The following is an 18,683-nucleotide window of genomic DNA, read 5'->3' as shown; positions in this document are numbered from 1 at the left end:
TTTGAGTAAAACACAGTGTCTCAATATTTTATGAAAAAAGCATTACAGCCAAAAAGTTAGCTTGTTTTAGCTGTTAATAATACTTTACGCATTTAATTATGATATTTGCATCACATCTGTTTAGCAAAATTTCAACATAATTGCGCTATAACAATGTGGGGACCTCAATAAAATATCATCACACTAGCGATGTACTTCATGACGTAAACAGCTACTGCATAACCTAAATTCAGCAATTCAATACACGTCATAACTCATCCGTTAATCGTTCGATTCAGTATAGACTATTTTCAAATAGGCATAAAAAAAGCCCCAATTAAGGGGCTTTTTTAAGAATCAAAAATCAATTACTTGATTTTAGCTTCTTTGTACATAACGTGCTGACGAATGACTGGATCAAATTTCTTGATTTCCATTTTTTCAGGCATGTTACGCTTGTTCTTTTCAGTAGTGTAGAAGTGACCAGTTTTAGCACTAGATACTAATTTGATCTTCTCACGATTACCTTTAGATTTAGCCATTTTCTATTATACCTTCTCGCCACGGGCACGAAGTTCTTTAACAATCACTTCAATACCTTTCTTGTCGATAATACGGATACCTTTAGTAGATACACGTAATTGCACGAAACGCTTTTCTTCTTCTAACCAAAAACGGTGGTTTTGTAGGTTAGGTAAAAAACGACGACGAGTCGAATTTTTTGCGTGCGAACGGTTGTTACCAACCATTGGCTTCTTGCCAGTTACTTGGCATACTCTTGACATGTCAATCTTCTCCAAAACAAATTTTTAACGCTCGAGCATTAATGTGCCTCGTATGGCCGTCGCCCGAGGCACAAAGAGGGCGCATTTTATACACGATTGACCATAGAAGATCAAGCAGTGTTTATACAATCCACCCACGCTCGGCAAAGGAGACTATCTCCTGATCACCTACAACCATATGATCTAACAAAGAAACATCGATGGTTGCCAATGCATTTTTTATTCGCTCAGTTATTCGCCGATCAGCCTGACTTGGCTCTGCAATGCCAGACGGGTGATTGTGACACACAATTACCGCTGCCGCTTTTTTCTCCAAAATAAGGCTTACAACCTCGCGAGGATAAACAGAAGCAGAATCGATAGTGCCACGAAATAATTCTACAAATTGAATGACTCTATGTTGGGTATCCAACAATAGTAAGGCGAACACTTCATAGGATCGGTCTGCCAATTGTCTCATTAAATAGTCCCGAGTTAAATCAGGATTTGTCAAAATTTGCCCTCTTTGTAGATTTTCATGGGCAATTCGCTTAGAAATTTCCGCTGCAGCCTGTAATTGAGCATATTTTACCGGCCCAACACCGGCTAATTTACATACTTGGCTTTTAGAGGCACTCAGTAAACTGCGCAAACCACCAAACTGATTAATCATGTTTCGGGCTAAATCCACTGCATTTTGCCCTGCCAAACCATTACGTAATATCACCGCGAGCAATTCTGCATCCGAAAGATGTCCTGCACCTTTGAGCAATAACTTTTCTCGCGGCCCTTCTCCTTGTGGCCAATCTTTAATTCCCATGAATGTCCCTTATATTCAATGTGGCGATGTCATTAAACGCATTAAGTCGACTCTTAATAATAAGAACAGCACCGAATCAGCAAGCACAGCACCAATGACAAATTGTTGTCTTTTTCAAAAATAGAGTTCGAATTGCTTATACCAATCTCATTAAATATCTGATCAGTTCAGAGTCTCTCAGGTTTTTTAATTCAAGGCGCATTGATGTAGAAATGGTTGTTCCCTTTTAAATCGATGCAACACAGAAGTGGAATACCTGAGAGACTCCTTTCTGGCGGGTTTCAAAGTACTTTATGCTTCGTTAGATGTTTTCAAAATAGAATCACTATTCGCTTCAATCATCTGCCTTGCCTACAGCACTTTGAACTCCCGCTGAAAGATCGCATATTTAATAGGATTGGTATTACACAGTATGGTCGATATTTTTGAGATTGGATCTGCGCAAATTGTCATAGGTTTGTGATATTGTTAGCCGCAATTAGGTTTGAGTCGGATAATGTGCATCATGCTGACAAATAAAAAAGTATTACTCGGAATTGGTGGCGGTATTGCCGCATATAAAAGTGCGGACTTAATCCGTCGATTAAAAGAGCGTGGCGCAGACGTGCGTGTCATCATGACTCAGAGCGCAATGGAGTTTATCACTCCATTAACCATACAAGCGCTTTCAGGCCATCCTGTAGCCTCTGATTTGCTCGATCCCGCAGCAGAGGCTGCTATGGGTCATATCGAACTTGCTCGTTGGGCTGATGTTGTATTGCTTGCACCTGCTACGGCAAATTTAATTGCACGTATTAATGCCGGCATGGCAGATGACTTATTAACAACAACCTGTTTAGCGACCAGTGCTCCCGTCATTGTCTGCCCTGCAATGAACCAACAAATGTACCAAAATATCGCTACCCAAGAAAACATGGCTAATTTAGCCCGTAAAGGTTTTACCATTTGGCAACCCGCCTCAGGTAATCAAGCATGCGGTGAAGTCGGCCCTGGCAGAATGCAAGAACCCGTCGTTATGGCAGAACAACTGATACAATTTTTTGGCCCTAAAATATTACAAGGCCATCAGCTGCTCATTACTGCAGGGCCAACGCGTGAAGCAATTGACCCCGTTCGCTATATATCTAATCACAGCTCAGGAAAAATGGGTTTCTCTTTAGCCCAAGCAGCCGCAGAAATGGGCGCAACCGTCACATTAATCTCAGGTCCGGTTAATCTAGCCACACCAGCAGGTGTCACACGTATTGATGTGAGCTCAGCACAACAAATGCTTGATGCAGTGATGGGACAGGTTGAACAACATAATATTTTTATTGGCTGCGCCGCAGTAGCCGATTATCGAATAGCTGATGTCGCGGATCAAAAAATCAAAAAATCGGCTGAACAAATGCAACTTGCGCTAGTGCGGAATCCTGATATCTTAGCCACGGTAGCTCAGCACGCGACTCGTCCATTCACAGTAGGTTTTGCAGCAGAAACCAACGATGTAGAGCAATACGCCCGAGGCAAACTGCAACGCAAAAAGCTTGATATGATTGCCGCCAATGATGTCTCTATTCAAGGCTTAGGCTTTAATGCCGATAGCAATGCACTACAGGTATTTTGGCAAGACGGCAGCCAACAACTGCCCGCCACAGACAAACTGACACTGGCGCGCCAATTACTTACATTGATAGAACAACAATTAAAAAAATCATGAAAACACCCATTGAACTAAAAATTATCGACTCACGCATCGGCAATGAATTTCCTTTGCCAGCTTATGCGACACCCGGTAGCGCAGGCATGGATTTACGTGCAATGATCGACACCGCGATGGTCATTGAGCCAAGTCAAACCGTATTAATTCCAACAGGTATCGCCATTCATGTGGCAGACCCAAGCCTTGCAGCGGTGATTTTACCGCGCTCAGGCATGGGTCATAAACATGGCATTGTTTTGGGTAATTTAGTGGGCTTAATTGACTCCGATTACCAAGGACAGTTAATGGTGTCATGTTGGAACAGAAGTGATAAACCATTCACACTCGAAATAGGCGATCGATTAGCACAATTGATGTTTGTACCCGTTATACAGGCAACATTTGCCGTAGTGGATGAGTTTAATAGCTCAGATCGTGGAGAAGGCGGCTTTGGTCATTCAGGCACCAAATAACCTTTTCAAGTAGTCACTGAGCCAAGGAACAGATAATGGCTGAAAGCCCTAAAATAAATCGTCGTGAGCATATTTTACAATGCTTGGCGCAAATGCTCGAAACCAGCCCAGGTCAACGTATAACAACAGCAAAGCTCGCCGCCGAAGTTGGCGTGTCAGAAGCCGCACTGTATAGGCACTTCCCCAGTAAAGCGCGGATGTTTGAAGGCTTAATCGAATTTATTGAAGATGCGATTTTATCACGCTTAAACATCATCATGGACGAAGAAAAAGACACCATGACCCGCTGCCAGTTGGTACTACACCTGCTATTAGTATTTTCTGAACGTAATCCAGGTATTTCAAGGGTACTTAATGGTGATGCTCTGCTAGGTGAAAATGAACGTCTACGCAGTAGGATCGACGTGCTATTTGCCAAAATAGAAACACACATCAAACAAATTCTACGTGAAAAAACTTTGCGTGAAGGAGTAGGCTTTAATATCGATGAAGCCATTCTCGCCAACTTGCTGTTAGCCTTTGCAGAAGGACGTATTTCACAGTTTGTCCGCAGTGAGTTTAAACAAAAGCCAACACAACACTTTGATGAACAGTGGACGTTTATTCAACAGCAATTGCTAAGAAGTTAATATCGCATAAATAAAGGATGCTAGTTCGGTCCTTTTGCTGCCAATGCTACTTACTCTTCCTTTACCCTTAAACCGTATCAGATCTAATATTTATACCACATAAAAACGAAGTAAGAACGAACGATTAAACAAGGATGTCTCATGATTTTCATCAAATACCTAACCATTATGTTACTTGTCTGTGGTGGCCTATTCACCCATGCATTTGCAGCAGAAAGCCTTTCTACTGCACGACTATTTAGCCGAGGGGCTGAATTTAGCAATGTAAAAATATCTCCAACAGGCGATTATATTAGTGCAATAACCAAACATAATGGCAAAGACAAGCTACTAATATTAAATGCAAAAACAAAACAAATACATCATGCGATATTTTTCCCTAGCAATGCCCAAGTGGGTGATTACGCTTGGGTAAATAATGAACGAATCGTCTTGCAAAAAGAATACTTAAAAGGTTGGAGTGACGTACCGCTGTATTATGGTGAGCTAATGGCTGTTAATGCCGATGGGTCAAGAGCAACTTACCTTTTTGGTTTTAATAGCGGCGAGCAACAAACTGGTTCACATCTGAAGAAAAATACCCCCATAAGAGCAACGGCATTTATTTTAGATCCCCTTCCCGATGACGACCGCTATATGCTCGTCAATGCAATCCCATGGAATGAGTCTAATTCTTTAAACTATGAATTATCACAAACTGTATACCGTGTAGATTTATACAAAGGGTTCCGCAGAAAAGTCACCACTTCGCCTATAGGTTACTCTCGATTTCTAACCGATCACGATGGTGAAGTACGCTTTGTTGCAGGCGAAGACGAAAACAACATAACAAAAGTATTTTATCGTCAAGACCGCGAATGGCTTAACACCGATAACCTCAAACTCAATTTGGATGATTTCTACCCAATATCTTTTGCCGAAAATAAAAATAGTATTTATGCAGCGGCTCGGGTAAAAGGCGAAACCTTAGGGATTTATGAAATCAATCTAGAAACAGGTGAAAAAACGCAAATTATTAAAGATGACAAAAGTGATCCCAGTAATTACTGGATAAACCAAACGACCAAAAAACTCTATGCAGTTGAATTTGAAAATGGTTATCCGTCTTACGCTTTCGTCAATCCAGAAGACAGTCATTCAAAATTGCTAAAGCAGTTGCTCGCATCATTACCTGGCCATCAAGTTCGTATTGTTAGTGAAACTCGTCATTCAGAAAAACTCATCGTGGTGGCATTTAACGATCGAAATCCTGGTGATTATTATATATTTGACACCAAGGCGCTCACACTCCAACACTTAGCCTCTGCCAAGAAATGGCTCGACCCAGCGCAAATGTCAGAAGTGAAGCCAATTAGCTTTACCAGCCGAGACGGTAAAATAATTAGCGGTTATTTAACATTACCTTATGGTAAAGAAGCGAAAAACCTCCCTCTTGTAGTCAATCCCCATGGTGGTCCACATGGAATAAGAGATGAATGGGGGTTTAATACTCAAAACCAAATGCTAGCAAATCAAGGGATGGCAGTATTACAAGTCAATTTCCGTGGTTCAGGTGGTTTTGGACAAAATTTTGAACAAGCTGGATTCCAAAAATGGGGTTCAGAAGTACAATATGACATTCTCGACGCCACTCATCACGTCATTGATCAAGGTTACGTAGATAAAAACCGCATCTGTATTTCTGGTGGTAGTTTTGGTGGCTATAGTGCATTGCAAAGCGCAATACTTGAACCCGATCTGTTCAAATGCGCTATCGGTTTTGCAGGGATTTATAATTTAGAACTGATGTTCGATGAAGGAGATATTGCAAATAGTGCTTCGGGTACTAGTTACCTTAAAAATGTTTTAGGTCAAAATAGTGAAGTACTAAGGGCTATGTCTCCCTCAGAAAATGTAGATAAGCTTAAAGCAAATTTGCTTCTAGTACATGGCGGTGACGATGAACGAGCGCCCATTGAACAACTAGAATCATTAGAAAAAGCCCTTAAAGCACGTGATTATCCCTATGAAAAACTGGTGATGGATGATGAAGGCCATGGTTTCTACAATGATGACAATCGTGCCCAATATTATGAGAAAATGCTTCTATTCCTTAAAAAGAACCTAAACATTAAGTCGTAATGAGCTAATAAGCATTATATCAACAGGCCGATACCCGGCAAACGGGGTCGGCTTTTTTGTACCTGCGTTATGCTTCTAAGCAAATTCTACCGCGCAAATAGGCCAAGAAAACAGGTATGAACATCAATTAAAAGTCGTAATATATGTTCATATTCCACCTCATCTCAATGAATAAATAGTGAGTACGTATTGCTCCGACCACTTGAATTAAATACAATAACGTTACATTTTTAACATTAATTACACGGACTGTATTTATGCTGCGCATTTTATACCTCACATGTTGTTTGCTCGTTCTATTTACCACCCACACTTTTGCGGCTCCTCAAATTAAAGACTTCAGTGCCGATTCAGAGTTTTCTGAAGTCAAAATATCTCCCGATGGTGAGCACCTCGCGGTTATTCTCATTGAAGATGAAAAGCGCACCTTGCTCATCCTCAACCTTGAATCCATGAAGCCGACTTACGCGGTCAAATTCAATGGTGATGAAGAAGTGGGCCGTTATTATTGGGTCAATGACGAGCGGATTGTATTACAAAAACTCTATAAGCATGCCCAGCGTGAAGTGTCAGATTATTATGGTGAGTTACTCGCTGTAAATTATGATGGCAGCAAATCTAAATACCTGTTTGGTTATAATGGCGGCGGCTCGACAGGAACGAGTATTTCAAATAATGAAGCTATCCGCGCAAGTGCATTTGTTTTAGATACTTTAAAAGATGATGACAAATACATTTACGTTATGGCCTATCCTTGGAATGGGATGAACTACGCATATACCCTTGTATATCGCGTTAACGTCTACTCAGGTAAACGCAAACGCCTTACCACTTCACCTATCGCAAATGCAGGTTTCCTTGTTGATAATAAAGAAGACGTTCGCTTTAGCTTTGCAAGAGATAAGAAAAACGATGATCAACTGTTCTACTATGAGAATGGTGAATGGGTTGATGCAGAAAGAATTAAAGGCGGACTAACCGATTTCTACCCTATTTCGTTCACAGAAGACAACAAATCAATTTATGCTATCGCCAATGGTGAAGGCGCTACTCGCGCTATTTACGAAGTCGAACTCGCAACGGCTAAACATAAAAAAATCATCCAACATGATGTTGTCGATCCATTCATGACATGGGTGAGTGACCAAACAAATACCCTCTACGCAGTAGAGTTTGAAAATGGTTATCCTGAGTATCGCTTTGTCGATACTGAAAGTGCTAAAGCCAAAGCATTACAACAGCTAATGACTGCTATTCCAGACCATCGCATTCGTATTGTCAGTGAAACCATCGACGGCAATACACTTATCGTTGTTGCAATGAATGACAAAAACTCTGGTGACTACTATTTATTTGACCGTAAAAAGCTCAAATTAAAATTCTTGTTTGCTGAAAATGCTGCGCTAGATCCTAGTGAAATGTCAGAAGTGCGTCCAATCAGTTTTACTAACCGTGATGGCGTCACTATTCATGGCTATTTAACCCTACCTAGCGGCCTTAAAGAGCATAAAAATATGCCTCTCGTGGTTAATCCACATGGTGGACCACATGGCCCGCGCGACTTATGGGTATTTAACCCAGAAAACCAACTATTAGCGCAAAATGGCATCGCCGTGTTACAAGTTAACTTCCGTGGTTCTGGTGGATATGGTAAAGCGTTTGAAGAGTCTGGTTACCTCGCTTGGGGCAGCAAAATTCAATACGATATTATCGACGCAACTCAATATGTCATCGATCAAGGTTATGCCAACAAAGATAGAGTGTGTATTTCTGGTGGCAGCTTTGGCGGATACTCAGCATTGATGAGCCCGATGTTAGCGCCAGACATGTTTAAATGTGCCGTTGGTGTTGCCGGTGTTTATGATTTAGAGCAAATGTATAAAACGGGCGATGTACCAGACTCTTATGGTGGTGAGGCATACTTAAAAGACGTATTGGGTACAGATATCCACCAACTACGTGCGATGTCACCAACACATAACGTCAACAAACTTAAAGCTAAAGTGCTATTAATTCATGGCGAAGAAGACGAACGCGCGCCAATCGAACAGTTTGAAGCAATGGAAAAAGCCTTAGAACAAGCTAACTATCCATTTCAGAAAGAGATTTGGAGAAAAGAAGGCCATGGCTTCTTTAATGCCGAAAACCGTACAAAATATTATGAAATCATGCTTAAGTTCATCAAAGAGAACTTAAATGTAAAGTAGATATCGCTTAAGCGTATAACAACCAAAAGCCGATACCCGACTAACGGGGTCGGCTTTTTTGTTACCTACAGTATTAATTTACAGCAAATCGCGCTATTCTCCTTTTCCCCCTACGGGGCAGCAAAGTGGGTGTTAATCTACACTCATACAAACAGTGATATCGAGTCGTTGGAGGATATATGGCACTCAGTGAAGCCGCAATAAAAGTACAAGCAGCGCTAAAAGACCGTGGGTTAGAAACCCCAATGCTGCCAAAAACTTCCACGCCTGAAGAACGTAAAGTCAAAATTGAACACCATATGCGTGAAATCTTGACCTTAATGTCACTCGACCTAACCGACGACAGCTTAGTTGATACTCCTCGTCGTATCGCAAAAATGTATGTCGACGAAATATTCTCTGGGCTTGATTACGAAAACTTCCCTAAGATCACGGTTATCGAAAACAAAATGGGTGTTGATGAAATGGTGCGTGTACAAGACATCAGTCTTACCAGCACCTGTGAACACCATTTAGTGACCATAGATGGCTTCGCAACGGTGGCCTATTTGCCACGCACAAAAATTATTGGCTTGTCTAAAATCAATCGTATCGTGCGCTTCTTTTCCCAACGCCCACAAGTACAAGAGCGCCTAACCCAACAAGTGTTAGTGGCATTGCAAACCCTACTTGAAACCAAAGACGTTGCGGTAAAAATGGATGCGGTACATTACTGCGTAAAATCACGTGGTGTAATGGACTCAACCAGCTCAACTACCACTACAGCGCTTGGTGGTATTTTTAAATCAAACCCAGCTACCCGCGCCGAGTTTTTACACCAAGTAAAATAGTGTAATGCAGCATAGCGCCAATAAAAACGCAGCCACCTAATGTAATAATCTAGGGGCTGCGTTTTTGTTTAAAATTGGAATAAGATTAAATGCCGTATTGCTCACGATACGCGCTAACTGAAGCAAGTTCTGCTTCCATACCCGGCTTTTCAGACAAGTAATTGATTAAATCAGCAAGCTTAATAATCGACACAATCTGACAACCAAAATCGCGTTCAACTTCTTGAATCGCCGACAGCTCGCCCTTACCTTTTTCTTGACGATCAAGTGCAATCAACACACCCGCAAGTTGGGCATTGTGGGCATTAATAATTTCCATCGATTCACGAATAGCGGTACCTGCGGTGATCACATCGTCCACCAGCATGACTTTGCCTTTTAACTCGCTACCCACCAAACTGCCACCTTCGCCGTGGGTTTTGGCTTCTTTACGATTAAAGCAGTAAGGAATATCCACATCGTGATGATCGCATAACGCTACAGCTGTGGTTGTCGCTATCGGAATACCTTTATACGCTGGGCCAAATAACAAATCGAACTCAATACCCGAGTCCATTAACGCCGCAGCATAAAAGCGACCTAAACGCGCTAAGTCTTTACCCGTATTAAACAATCCTGCATTAAAAAAGTACGGACTCGTACGGCCAGATTTAAGGGTAAACTCACCAAAACGTAATACTTGGCGGGCTAAAGCAAACTCAATAAATTCGCGCTGATAGGCTTTCACGGTTATTCCTCTTTCATCAAATTTTAGATTAAAAAAAAGGACCGTAATCGGTCCTCATTTTTCAACAGCATATTAACTTAATGCGGCTTTTTGCACATCGACAATTTCGCGAATACTGTTTTTAGCTAACACTAACAACTCAAGTAACTCTTCATGGCTAAATGGCTCGCCTTCTGCAGTACCTTGAATTTCAATAATCTTACCGGTTTCTGTCATCACAACGTTCATGTCAGTTTCAGCAGCACTGTCTTCAATGTATTCTAAATCACTGATCGCTTCGCCTTTGTAAATACCAACACTAACAGCAGCAATTAAAAACTTAAGTGGGTTAGCTTTAATAATGCCTTTACCACGAGCCCAGTTAAGCGCATCAACTAACGCCACACAAGCACCAGTAATAGCCGCAGTACGCGTACCGCCATCAGCTTGAATAACATCACAATCGATAACGATAGTGTTTTCACCTAACAACTTCATGTCTACAGCTGCACGTAATGCACGACCAATTAAACGTTGAATTTCTTGAGTACGGCCAGACTGCTTACCACGAGCCGCTTCACGGTCCATGCGGCTGTGAGTTGAACGCGGTAACATACCGTATTCAGCGGTTACCCAACCTTGGCCTTGGCCTTTAAGAAAGCGCGGCACGCCTTCAGTGAAACTTGCTGTACATAATACTTTTGTGTCGCCAAACTCAACTAAAACAGAGCCTTCAGCATGTGCAGTAAAAGAACGCGTAATAGTGATAGGGCGAGTTTGAGCTGGTGTACGGTTACTTGGGCGCATGAAAAGTCCTGTAGTCGAATTCATATCATATTTGAGCCCATATTATAGAGCTTCACGCCGTTAGATGCCATGGTAAGCAGCGATAAGCCACAAATCTATCGACTAATCCTTTAATCCCATCCGCTAAAACGGCTATAATCAACTCACATTCGCGTAAATAACATAACAGGACACTTCATGATCCAAAGCATGACAGCCTACGCTCGTATCGAGCACAAAGCACAATGGGGCACTGCCTCATGGGAAATCCGTTCAGTCAACCAGCGCTACTTAGAAACCTACCTGCGCCTACCTGAGCAGTTTCGCAGCTTTGAACCTGTCTTACGCGACCGCTTACGTAAACGCCTTAATCGCGGCAAAATCGAAGTTAATTTACGTTATGAACTCGCCGACAACAGCAGTAATGAATTACAACTGAATCAAGATTTAGCCAAGCAGTTACTCAGTGCAGCAAACTGGTTAAAACAAGAAGCCGGACAAGGCGAACTCAGCCTAACAGATGTACTGCGTTGGCCTGGCGTGCTATCGGCAGCAGAGCAAGATATGGATAGCGTAGGTGCCGATTTAATGATCGCGTTCGACAGTGCTATCGATCAGTTTATCGAAGCTCGCGGCCGTGAAGGTGAGGCTATTAAAGACATGCTACTAACCCGTTTAGACGGCGTAATGGAGCAAGTGAACGTTGTGCGTGAACACATGCCAACTGTAATGCAGTATCAACGCGACAAATTAACTAACCGCTTAGCCGATATTGCTGGTGAATTAGACCCTGCCCGTATCGAACAAGAAATGGTGTTATTGGCGCAAAAGCAAGATGTCGCCGAAGAAATGGACCGCCTTGAAGCTCACGTAGCTGAAGCTCGCCGCATTCTAAAAAAAGGTGGCAGCGAAGGCCGCCGTCTAGACTTTATGATGCAAGAATTTAACCGCGAATCAAATACCCTAGCCTCAAAATCAATCAGCGCAGAAATCACTTCAGCTGCAGTTGAGCTAAAAGTATTGATTGAGCAAATGCGCGAGCAGATCCAAAACGTTGAATAATGTCCATTTAGGTCCGCTGACGTAACATAACCATTGTTTTAAAATGATTTATACTTAACCTCAATCCATAGAGGTCCAAAGATACCCACCACTTTCTAGAACTAACTGGTGGGTAATGTGGTGAGTATGCTAGTATCTAGCCAATGTGTAGTGGTGGGTAAAACACCCACCCTTATAATTGGCTGGAGAACTAGAGCTGATGGGAAAATTAACCGCAAAGGAAGTAGCAGCAAAATCTAAGGGAGAGCCTGGTCGGTTCGCCGATGGTGAAGGCCTGTATTTTGTTGTACCCAAATCTGGCAAATCTTTTTGGATGCTCCGCTACACGGCCAACAATAAACGCAAAGAAATGACACTAGCCAAATATAGTGATCTTTCTCTTGCTGATGCTCGCGCCGATGCCGCAGTAAAAATGAAGCAGTTTCGAGATGGCTTAGATCCACTTGTCGCCAAGAAACGCGCCGAACAAGCCGAAATTAAAACCGTCGATGACCTCTTCGCCGACTGGCATTTGGGTAACGTTAAAAGACTCAAACATCACGAAATCCCCGAACGCATCTACCGAAAAGACATTGCGCCACATATAGGCACCTTTAACGTCAATAGCGTCAACGCTAGAGACATAAGAGAAGTATTGAAGGCCATTGCCGCTACTGGCCGTCCAGCGATCGCTAACGACGCTCTGATGTACTGTAAACAACTTTTCAATCATGGCATAAAACTGGATCTGCTTGGTGCAAATCCAGCGAGTGCATTTTCGGTTACTGATGCTGGTGGCGTGGAAAAAAGCAAAGATAGAGCATTAACCATCGAAGAGCTCACTCAGTTCTTTCATACTGCACGAGACAACAAAGACAGCTTTAGCCGTGACAATTATCTCGCTTGTGCATTACTGGTTACATTGGGTATTAGGAAGACTGAATTGGCAGAAGCGCCATGGAAGGAATTTGATTTAGAGAAGCAAGTTTGGAACTTATCGAAAGAGCGCAGTAAATCAGGTGTTGGTATTGTTATTCCATTACCTGAAGTTGTCATGAACTGGATACAAGAATTAAAGGTAAGAGCTTGTGGATCTGAGTATGTGTTTCCTAGCAGACGTTCAAGCAAGAACCCACACATGGGTAGAGATACTCTAAACCGTGCAATAACCAAACTCTTTGGTCATGAAGCTGGTAAAAAGAAACAACCTCCCAACGTAATGGGTGATATGGCCCACTTTACCGTTCACGACTTACGCCGCACTTGCCGTACTCTACTAGCTAAGCAAGGTACGCTCGGACATGTAGCAGAGCGTTGCCTGAATCATAAGCTTAAAGGTGTAGAAGGGATCTATAATCAGCATGATTATTTTGAAGAAAGGAAAGAAGCTCTAAATACATTATCCAAATCATTGCAGACTATTATAAACAATTAACAGTAAAGATAATGAGAACTATTACGTATAATTAGTGGAGATACAGATGTTATACAAAAATGAATTTGGTGCAGATTTTGACTTAGGATTTAACTTAAGCGATTACCCTTATCTTAAAGATAAAAGTTGGCACAACGATGTAAGCCCAAGCTTTTACTTTAACATCGGCTCACAGTACTACGTCTTATGGGTTGATCATGCTGACCCAACTGAACGTGAAGACTCAAACAGCCGTTACTTAATCCAAGAAGCTACGAACGAAGGGGATGAAATAAATCCCGAGGTTTATAGCTCAAACGGGGACATCATTTTTGAAAGTGAACTAGTAATAAATCTTAACCAATTTTTAGCTAAATTAAACAATTCTCACGGTCATATTGTCAGTTAAACTGTACTAATTCATATCTGAACTTACACTTTTGGTAAATAGGTTGAGACATAGTCTAACAGGCAGGTTTGAGCGTAAAGCGGGCTGTAACTCTAGCTTGTTGTTAATGGACAGAAACCTAAAGATGATTCTTAGGATTAAGAAATATATGTTTCAAATAATGTTTACACTGACACCACATATCCATGCTAAGAGAACGATGTGACTAATAAAAAATGTAACTGGTCAGCACACACCTAAAAAGCGTAAGTTCTTACGCCGACATTTACACTATAAAGGTATCACTCGGGCTTGTTCAACACTTGGGATAAGGACGCGGCTGCGCGCGACCTATCCTTATTCGTTAGCTTATTTTTGACACTAGATCAGAGCTTGAATTATTTCGCCACGCATTGCTCGGTTAGTTCGATCATTGCTGCCTTGTAGTGCGGACTTGTAATATCTTTCCGCAATTGTATCGTCGATTGTACCGTTAGCAGCTTGATCCACACGACCATAGAAGTCATCAAGGTTGTTACGCAAGTCGGAAATATTTAATTTTTTTCCGAATCTATAGATAGCCTTATGTAGCTCTATGAATAGAGTGAAAAAATCTGCTTTCTTGAAACAGCGAGAGCTTGAAGGGAAATTCAATTGTGCAATTGTCATCAAAACTGCATCAATTTGATTGTCATAATCAGCTTTTTCATCAAAAGCTTCATTGTATCTTTCAAGATAGGTTTCAATTTCCTTATCACGATTAAAATACGTACTCATCATTGTCACAATTAACGTTAAGCAATACCGGGTGTCGTTCATGCGTTTGATGTCAGTCGTATTGAAAATTTTGTACTGCTCAAAAAATGTCTTTTGAGATACTTCCTCTGCAAAAGTTTTCAACTCGCCACCGTATCTAGCGTTATGAATTTCCATTGCATTCAAACCATAGCTAGTCGAATTTATTCTTTGGAATATTTCTTTTATGTCGTCGATAGGTTTATTCCCTAGATCTCTAACTACTACTTCATATTCAAGAAACTCTATTTGTTTGTCTTCTCCAAGATCTGCATAACTAGGTACATCTGAAGGTAGTTTCAAATCGGGAGAAGCTTTGAAGTACTGATAAAGAGTAGTGATCCTTTGTTGGCCATCAACAAGAAGTTCACATCCTTCACCAGTTTTAGGATCTACTTTTCCGGCAGCGATATATATTTCAGGGAACGGATACCCTTCAAGTACAGTTTTTATAAATTCAACTTTGTCTTTATTAGACCAAACAAGCCTGCGTTGAAAGTCCGGCTGAGGTACTAGTATTTCTCGACTGATAGCTGTTAACAGTACTCTAAGTCTTCGGTTTGATGCTGACGTGTTCATTTTTCAACCTCTTCCATACACTGTTCTACGCATATTTTCTGATATTCTTCTAAAAAAAACCATGATTGGTAGAGTCCTGCTCTAATTTTATATGGTCCATACTTTGCAGATTTAGTGAGTTCGTTAAAGAAATCCCACCAACGTCCAGTAAATTCAAAGTGCTCACTCGAAGGGAGCTTATCAGGACGAACCCACCCCGTTGATAAAAATTGGAAAAAAGAATCGGAACGTGGCCAGTATGCACCACCCTTTTTATATGCAAATGCTTCTTTCCAGACTTTTTGAAAGAGATATGGTGATACGATCGCTATATCCAAATCAGAATCATCATTGAAATCTCCATAACGACGAGTAGGTTTTATGCTAAACCCCATTTTTCCTGAGCCAACCAATTGCACATCATTGAAATCTACCTGTAGATAAGAACAAATTTCTTCTTTTAGTTCGTAGACCATCGCATCGCTGAGGATCTTACTTTGTCCATTAAAAACATGCTTTCGCACAATTTGAAGGCTGCCGAGCTTTGTTAAATCAGCTTTAAATTCTTTCATATGCTGTACTCTTCGCACTTGATAGGCAGCTTATTGAAGGGAAAAAAATTAAAGTCACCCTTTTAAGTTATTAATTAATACCATCCTACATTTACTATCTTATTGATGTAAAGAAGTTTTATTTAGCTCTACTGTCAAATAAAAGCGAGCTTGCGCGTTAAAAGTGGACTCAATATACACCAGAAAATAAAAACATACATTTCAATAGATTACAAAACAAACAAATTATTCAACGTACCACTTTAGTTTACTAACTCGCTGATTTCACTGAAAAACACTAAAGCCCATTACAATTTTCTTGCATATAGTGTTCTGGTCAAGTCCAACCGGACACTTTTCTAAAAGAAATTTCAAAATCAATCGGTGACTGATCAGCATTTGCCGAGTGCAGCCGTTCTACATTGTAATATTTCATATATTTCGCCACATCATCACGCATATGTTGACGAGTTGGCTGTGGTACTTTTAATAACCAATCGTGTTTCAAACTACCAAAAAATCGCTCCACAACAGCATTGTCCCAACATGCTCCCACGTCCCCCATACTTGCTCGGCAGTCAAATTTAGTTAATAAGCGCCGGTAGCCTTTACTGGTATATTGAGAACCTCTATCGCTATGAAACACTAAGCCCTTTGGTGGTTTTCGCAAGCTGTAAGCCTTCAAAAATGCTTTCTCAACTAAGCTTCTCGTCATGCGCTTAGAGATATGCCAGCCGACAATTCTGCGAGAATACAAATCCATTACAACTGCAAGATATAACCAACCTTCGCCAGTTTTAAGATAACTCACATCACCTGCCCAGACTTGGTTTGGCCCTACAGGATTAAAATTCATATTAAGCAAATTATCAGCCACGCTATCACTGTGCTTACGCTTTGTGGTGACTTTATAAGCCAGACGTTGCGTGACCACCAGTTTCAATCGCACCATTAACTTAATAGTGCGATAACGAGTAATGCTAAACCCTTCTTTGCGTAGCGCTTTAGCTAACTCTCTACTACCTAGACTGTTTCGACTGGCTTTGAATAATGCTTTAGCTCGACGAAATAGCTCTAGAGTGTCAGCAGTGATAAGTTCACCAGGTTTTTTAAGCCAAACGTAATACGCTGACGAACTAACCTGCATCACTTTACACGCCATCGAAATAGGATTTATCGGGCCCATTTTTACTTCACAGGAAAAGATTAAATAACTGATATATAACTGTAACCAATTTATTTAGAGCACATAGATCTCATTTCAGCCGAATAGGCACACTAGGCTATTCCCATCCCAAGTACATTAAGCTTGACCTAATAGGCCCATCACAACTCTACCAATCTGCTGTGCCAAATATGGTGGCACAGCATTTCCTACCTGCACATACTGCTGTGTCCTATTCCCTTCAAATAAATAGTTATCAGGAAATGTCTGTAATCTCGCAGCTTCTCGCACAGTTAGGCTCCTACACTGCTGTGGGTCGTAGTGTATAAAGTAATGACCGTCCTTAGATATGTGGCTAGTCACAGTCGTAGCGCACTTATTTGCAGCTTGAGTTCTGAAGCGATCGGCATGAACTCCAGAATCCCAGTTTTCATGATCAGGAGCTAACTCTAATGGGTAATCTCTTGCTTTAGGTGATGTACCACCACTTAACTTGGTAAATGCAGCGCTGAAAGCATAACGAAGTAAATCTGAAGTCATGTGCCCGCGAGTCGCATGATTTAACACACAACCAGGATGGCCATCCAAATACCAGTCTTCAAGATGCACAGGTATAATTCGCTCAAGTTCTGACAATAGAGAACTTTGACGATCTAACCCTAGTATCGGTTCAAGATTTAATTTATCAACAGCACCACTCTCGAATCGCATTTTCAATATACGTTTTAACTTCTTAGCATTTATTTGTACTTGGTTTTCCCAATCTTTTTGAATATCTTTCTGTTTAGACAAGCCACTTCTTAATGGAGGTAAGTCAGACAGCACTTGTTCAACAGTTACAGCTTGCTCCATCGGGTGAAGGGTACTAGGTACATGGGCTATATCTTGTCGTACTCCCAACAAAATTACACGATGCCGTGCTTGAGGGACGCCATAATTTTCAGAACGAATAAGAAAGTCTGAGGAGTCTAGGTATTGAGGATCGTTTGGATCGCTTGCCTCTACAACAAGTGAAAAAACTCTATATTTAGCAACACCACTAACTCCAGTTACCAGGCCCGGGTCTCTCAAGTCTTCCAATATTTGGGGAAACATAACGTTGCCATCGATTTTGGCAGATAGAATACCTCGTACATTTTCCATAACAAATACATCAGGTTGTGCTATAGATAATACTTTAAGGTATTCCTTGTATAAGAAGTTTCTGTGGTCATCTTCAGCCTTATAGTCTTTGATTCCCGCATTGCGAGAACGTCCAGCTAAAGAGTATGCCTGGCAGGGCGGCCCGCCAATGACTATTTTGGGGCCTTTATGAGCTGCAACTAGTTCACGAATGCGAGTATGAATTAGCTCGTTATCTTCACCAAGAGCCCTTGGTTCTTCTAACGTTTCGTATATTGCCTCTTGAGCTTGTTGAGGGTATAACTCGAAAATCTCATTCCGAGTTAACTTCCCACGAACATAATTGAAGTAGTCTTCTAATCCGCCATCTAGTTCTTTAATTTTTCTGTAGAAGGCTCGCGTTGTTAATGTTTTATGTGCCGAAGGCTCTTTCTCGACCGATACACCAATATTGAATGGTTTGTTACCATCTTCATCTGTTACAGAAGACACACCTTCCCCAAGCCCGCCAGGCCCAGCAAAAAGATCGATTACAAGAACTTCACCAGTTTTCATTTAACTACTACTATCAATAAAATTTCCAGGCAATCATACCAGGCTGAAACTATCGAGCAATAGATTAATTTAAATAAATATGTTTATTTATTTTCTGT

The 18,683-nt window shown here is 41.3% G+C and carries 17 protein-coding genes and 1 pseudogene; 9 read left to right on the top strand and 9 right to left on the bottom strand.

All coding sequences use genetic code 11. From position 1 onward, the window contains the following. Positions 1–347 precede the first annotated feature (347 nt). The 3 genes from rpmG to radC form a co-directional block, all read right to left on the bottom strand. Complete coding sequence (gene rpmG / locus H5181_RS02675) at positions 348–521, bottom strand: 50S ribosomal protein L33 (protein WP_011494790.1); 174 nt, start codon at positions 519–521, stop codon at positions 348–350. A 6-nt stretch (positions 522–527) separates the two neighbouring features. Beyond that, a complete protein-coding gene (gene rpmB / locus H5181_RS02670) occupies positions 528–764 on the bottom strand; it encodes a 50S ribosomal protein L28 (protein WP_011639236.1) in 237 nt (78 codons plus the stop codon). Positions 765–885: 121 nt separating this feature from the next. Continuing rightward, a complete protein-coding gene (gene radC / locus H5181_RS02665; RefSeq protein WP_182750149.1) occupies positions 886–1,563 on the bottom strand; it encodes a DNA repair protein RadC in 678 nt (225 codons plus the stop codon). A 496-nt stretch (positions 1,564–2,059) separates the two neighbouring features. Between radC and coaBC the strand changes: the two genes are divergently transcribed. From coaBC to folE, 6 genes are all read left to right on the top strand, one after another. After that, positions 2,060–3,262, top strand: coding sequence for a bifunctional phosphopantothenoylcysteine decarboxylase/phosphopantothenate--cysteine ligase CoaBC (gene coaBC, locus H5181_RS02660; RefSeq protein ID WP_180957061.1), 1,203 nt, complete (start codon positions 2,060–2,062; stop codon positions 3,260–3,262). Then, positions 3,259–3,717 (top strand): dUTP diphosphatase, encoded by a 459-nt coding sequence (gene dut, locus H5181_RS02655; RefSeq protein ID WP_011639239.1) that lies wholly within the window; start codon positions 3,259–3,261, stop codon positions 3,715–3,717. The genes coaBC and dut overlap by 4 nt, the downstream gene beginning before the upstream one ends. Positions 3,718–3,752: 35 nt before the next feature. After that, a complete protein-coding gene (gene slmA / locus H5181_RS02650) occupies positions 3,753–4,346 on the top strand; it encodes a nucleoid occlusion factor SlmA (protein ID WP_011639240.1) in 594 nt (197 codons plus the stop codon). Between the two features lie 168 nt (positions 4,347–4,514). After that, complete coding sequence (locus H5181_RS02645; protein WP_259396924.1) at positions 4,515–6,467, top strand: S9 family peptidase; 1,953 nt, start codon at positions 4,515–4,517, stop codon at positions 6,465–6,467. 257 nt (positions 6,468–6,724) lie between these two features. Then, positions 6,725–8,674 carry a S9 family peptidase gene (locus tag H5181_RS02640; protein ID WP_182750147.1) on the top strand — a complete coding sequence of 650 codons (1,950 nt, stop codon included), beginning with the start codon at positions 6,725–6,727 and terminating at the stop codon, positions 8,672–8,674. Positions 8,675–8,853: 179 nt separating this feature from the next. Further along, on the top strand, positions 8,854–9,504 hold the full coding sequence (gene folE, locus H5181_RS02635) for a GTP cyclohydrolase I FolE (protein WP_011639243.1): 651 nt from the start codon (positions 8,854–8,856) through the stop codon (positions 9,502–9,504). A gap of 85 nt (positions 9,505–9,589) precedes the next feature. Here folE and pyrE read toward each other — a convergent pair whose 3' ends face one another. Further along, positions 9,590–10,231 carry an orotate phosphoribosyltransferase gene (pyrE, locus tag H5181_RS02630; RefSeq protein WP_137223942.1) on the bottom strand — a complete coding sequence of 214 codons (642 nt, stop codon included), beginning with the start codon at positions 10,229–10,231 and terminating at the stop codon, positions 9,590–9,592. Between the two features lie 72 nt (positions 10,232–10,303). Then, positions 10,304–11,017 carry a ribonuclease PH gene (gene rph / locus H5181_RS02625; RefSeq protein WP_011639245.1) on the bottom strand — a complete coding sequence of 238 codons (714 nt, stop codon included), beginning with the start codon at positions 11,015–11,017 and terminating at the stop codon, positions 10,304–10,306. Positions 11,018–11,194: 177 nt separating this feature from the next. Between rph and H5181_RS02620 the strand changes: the two genes are divergently transcribed. The 3 genes from H5181_RS02620 to H5181_RS02610 all read left to right on the top strand — a co-directional run bounded on the left by H5181_RS02620 (position 11,195) and on the right by H5181_RS02610 (position 13,860). After that, positions 11,195–12,058 carry a YicC/YloC family endoribonuclease gene (locus tag H5181_RS02620; RefSeq protein WP_182750146.1) on the top strand — a complete coding sequence of 288 codons (864 nt, stop codon included), beginning with the start codon at positions 11,195–11,197 and terminating at the stop codon, positions 12,056–12,058. Between the two features lie 199 nt (positions 12,059–12,257). After that, positions 12,258–13,472, top strand: a complete 1,215-nt coding sequence (locus H5181_RS02615) for a site-specific integrase (protein ID WP_182750145.1) — start codon at positions 12,258–12,260, stop codon at positions 13,470–13,472. 46 nt (positions 13,473–13,518) lie between these two features. Beyond that, positions 13,519–13,860: a hypothetical protein gene (locus H5181_RS02610; RefSeq protein WP_182750144.1), complete on the top strand. Its 342-nt coding sequence runs from the start codon at positions 13,519–13,521 to the stop codon at positions 13,858–13,860. A gap of 360 nt (positions 13,861–14,220) precedes the next feature. Here the strand turns inward: H5181_RS02610 and H5181_RS02605 are convergent, their stop codons facing one another. From H5181_RS02605 to H5181_RS02590, 4 genes and pseudogenes are all read right to left on the bottom strand, one after another. After that, positions 14,221–15,213: a DUF262 domain-containing protein gene (locus H5181_RS02605; protein WP_182750143.1), complete on the bottom strand. Its 993-nt coding sequence runs from the start codon at positions 15,211–15,213 to the stop codon at positions 14,221–14,223. After that, on the bottom strand, positions 15,210–15,764 hold the full coding sequence (locus H5181_RS02600) for a hypothetical protein (protein ID WP_182750142.1): 555 nt from the start codon (positions 15,762–15,764) through the stop codon (positions 15,210–15,212). The genes H5181_RS02605 and H5181_RS02600 overlap by 4 nt, the downstream gene beginning before the upstream one ends. A 316-nt stretch (positions 15,765–16,080) precedes the next feature. Next, positions 16,081–16,914: pseudogene (locus H5181_RS02595) on the bottom strand (IS3 family transposase); the annotation flags it as partial. Positions 16,915–17,046: 132 nt separating this feature from the next. Further along, a complete protein-coding gene (locus tag H5181_RS02590) occupies positions 17,047–18,585 on the bottom strand; it encodes a DNA cytosine methyltransferase (RefSeq protein WP_182750140.1) in 1,539 nt (512 codons plus the stop codon). Positions 18,586–18,683 lie beyond the last annotated feature (98 nt).

The sequence above is a fragment of the Shewanella sp. SG44-2 genome (genome assembly GCF_014164215.1).
Taxonomy (GTDB): Bacteria; Pseudomonadota; Gammaproteobacteria; order Enterobacterales; family Shewanellaceae; genus Shewanella; species Shewanella frigidimarina.
The sequence above is the reverse complement of the archived record's forward strand: the minus strand, read 5'-3'. Positions and strand labels throughout refer to the sequence as shown.

What these genes read in the sequence shown, in the direction of transcription:
- dut (WP_011639239.1), top strand. Translation starts at nt 3,259, where the DNA reads ATGAAAACACCCATTGAACTAAAAATTATCGACTCACGCATCGGCAAT.
- H5181_RS02610 (WP_182750144.1), top strand. Translation starts at nt 13,519, where the DNA reads ATGTTATACAAAAATGAATTTGGTGCAGATTTTGACTTAGGATTTAAC.
- rph (WP_011639245.1), bottom strand. Translation starts at nt 11,017, where the DNA reads ATGCGCCCAAGTAACCGTACACCAGCTCAAACTCGCCCTATCACTATT.
- H5181_RS02590 (WP_182750140.1), bottom strand. Translation starts at nt 18,585, where the DNA reads ATGAAAACTGGTGAAGTTCTTGTAATCGATCTTTTTGCTGGGCCTGGC.
- slmA (WP_011639240.1), top strand. Translation starts at nt 3,753, where the DNA reads ATGGCTGAAAGCCCTAAAATAAATCGTCGTGAGCATATTTTACAATGC.
- H5181_RS02600 (WP_182750142.1), bottom strand. Translation starts at nt 15,764, where the DNA reads ATGAAAGAATTTAAAGCTGATTTAACAAAGCTCGGCAGCCTTCAAATT.
- radC (WP_182750149.1), bottom strand. Translation starts at nt 1,563, where the DNA reads ATGGGAATTAAAGATTGGCCACAAGGAGAAGGGCCGCGAGAAAAGTTA.
- rpmB (WP_011639236.1), bottom strand. Translation starts at nt 764, where the DNA reads ATGTCAAGAGTATGCCAAGTAACTGGCAAGAAGCCAATGGTTGGTAAC.
- H5181_RS02615 (WP_182750145.1), top strand. Translation starts at nt 12,258, where the DNA reads ATGGGAAAATTAACCGCAAAGGAAGTAGCAGCAAAATCTAAGGGAGAG.
- H5181_RS02605 (WP_182750143.1), bottom strand. Translation starts at nt 15,213, where the DNA reads ATGAACACGTCAGCATCAAACCGAAGACTTAGAGTACTGTTAACAGCT.
- coaBC (WP_180957061.1), top strand. Translation starts at nt 2,060, where the DNA reads ATGTGCATCATGCTGACAAATAAAAAAGTATTACTCGGAATTGGTGGC.
- rpmG (WP_011494790.1), bottom strand. Translation starts at nt 521, where the DNA reads ATGGCTAAATCTAAAGGTAATCGTGAGAAGATCAAATTAGTATCTAGT.
- H5181_RS02645 (WP_259396924.1), top strand. Translation starts at nt 4,515, where the DNA reads ATGTTACTTGTCTGTGGTGGCCTATTCACCCATGCATTTGCAGCAGAA.
- H5181_RS02640 (WP_182750147.1), top strand. Translation starts at nt 6,725, where the DNA reads ATGCTGCGCATTTTATACCTCACATGTTGTTTGCTCGTTCTATTTACC.
- folE (WP_011639243.1), top strand. Translation starts at nt 8,854, where the DNA reads ATGGCACTCAGTGAAGCCGCAATAAAAGTACAAGCAGCGCTAAAAGAC.
- H5181_RS02620 (WP_182750146.1), top strand. Translation starts at nt 11,195, where the DNA reads ATGATCCAAAGCATGACAGCCTACGCTCGTATCGAGCACAAAGCACAA.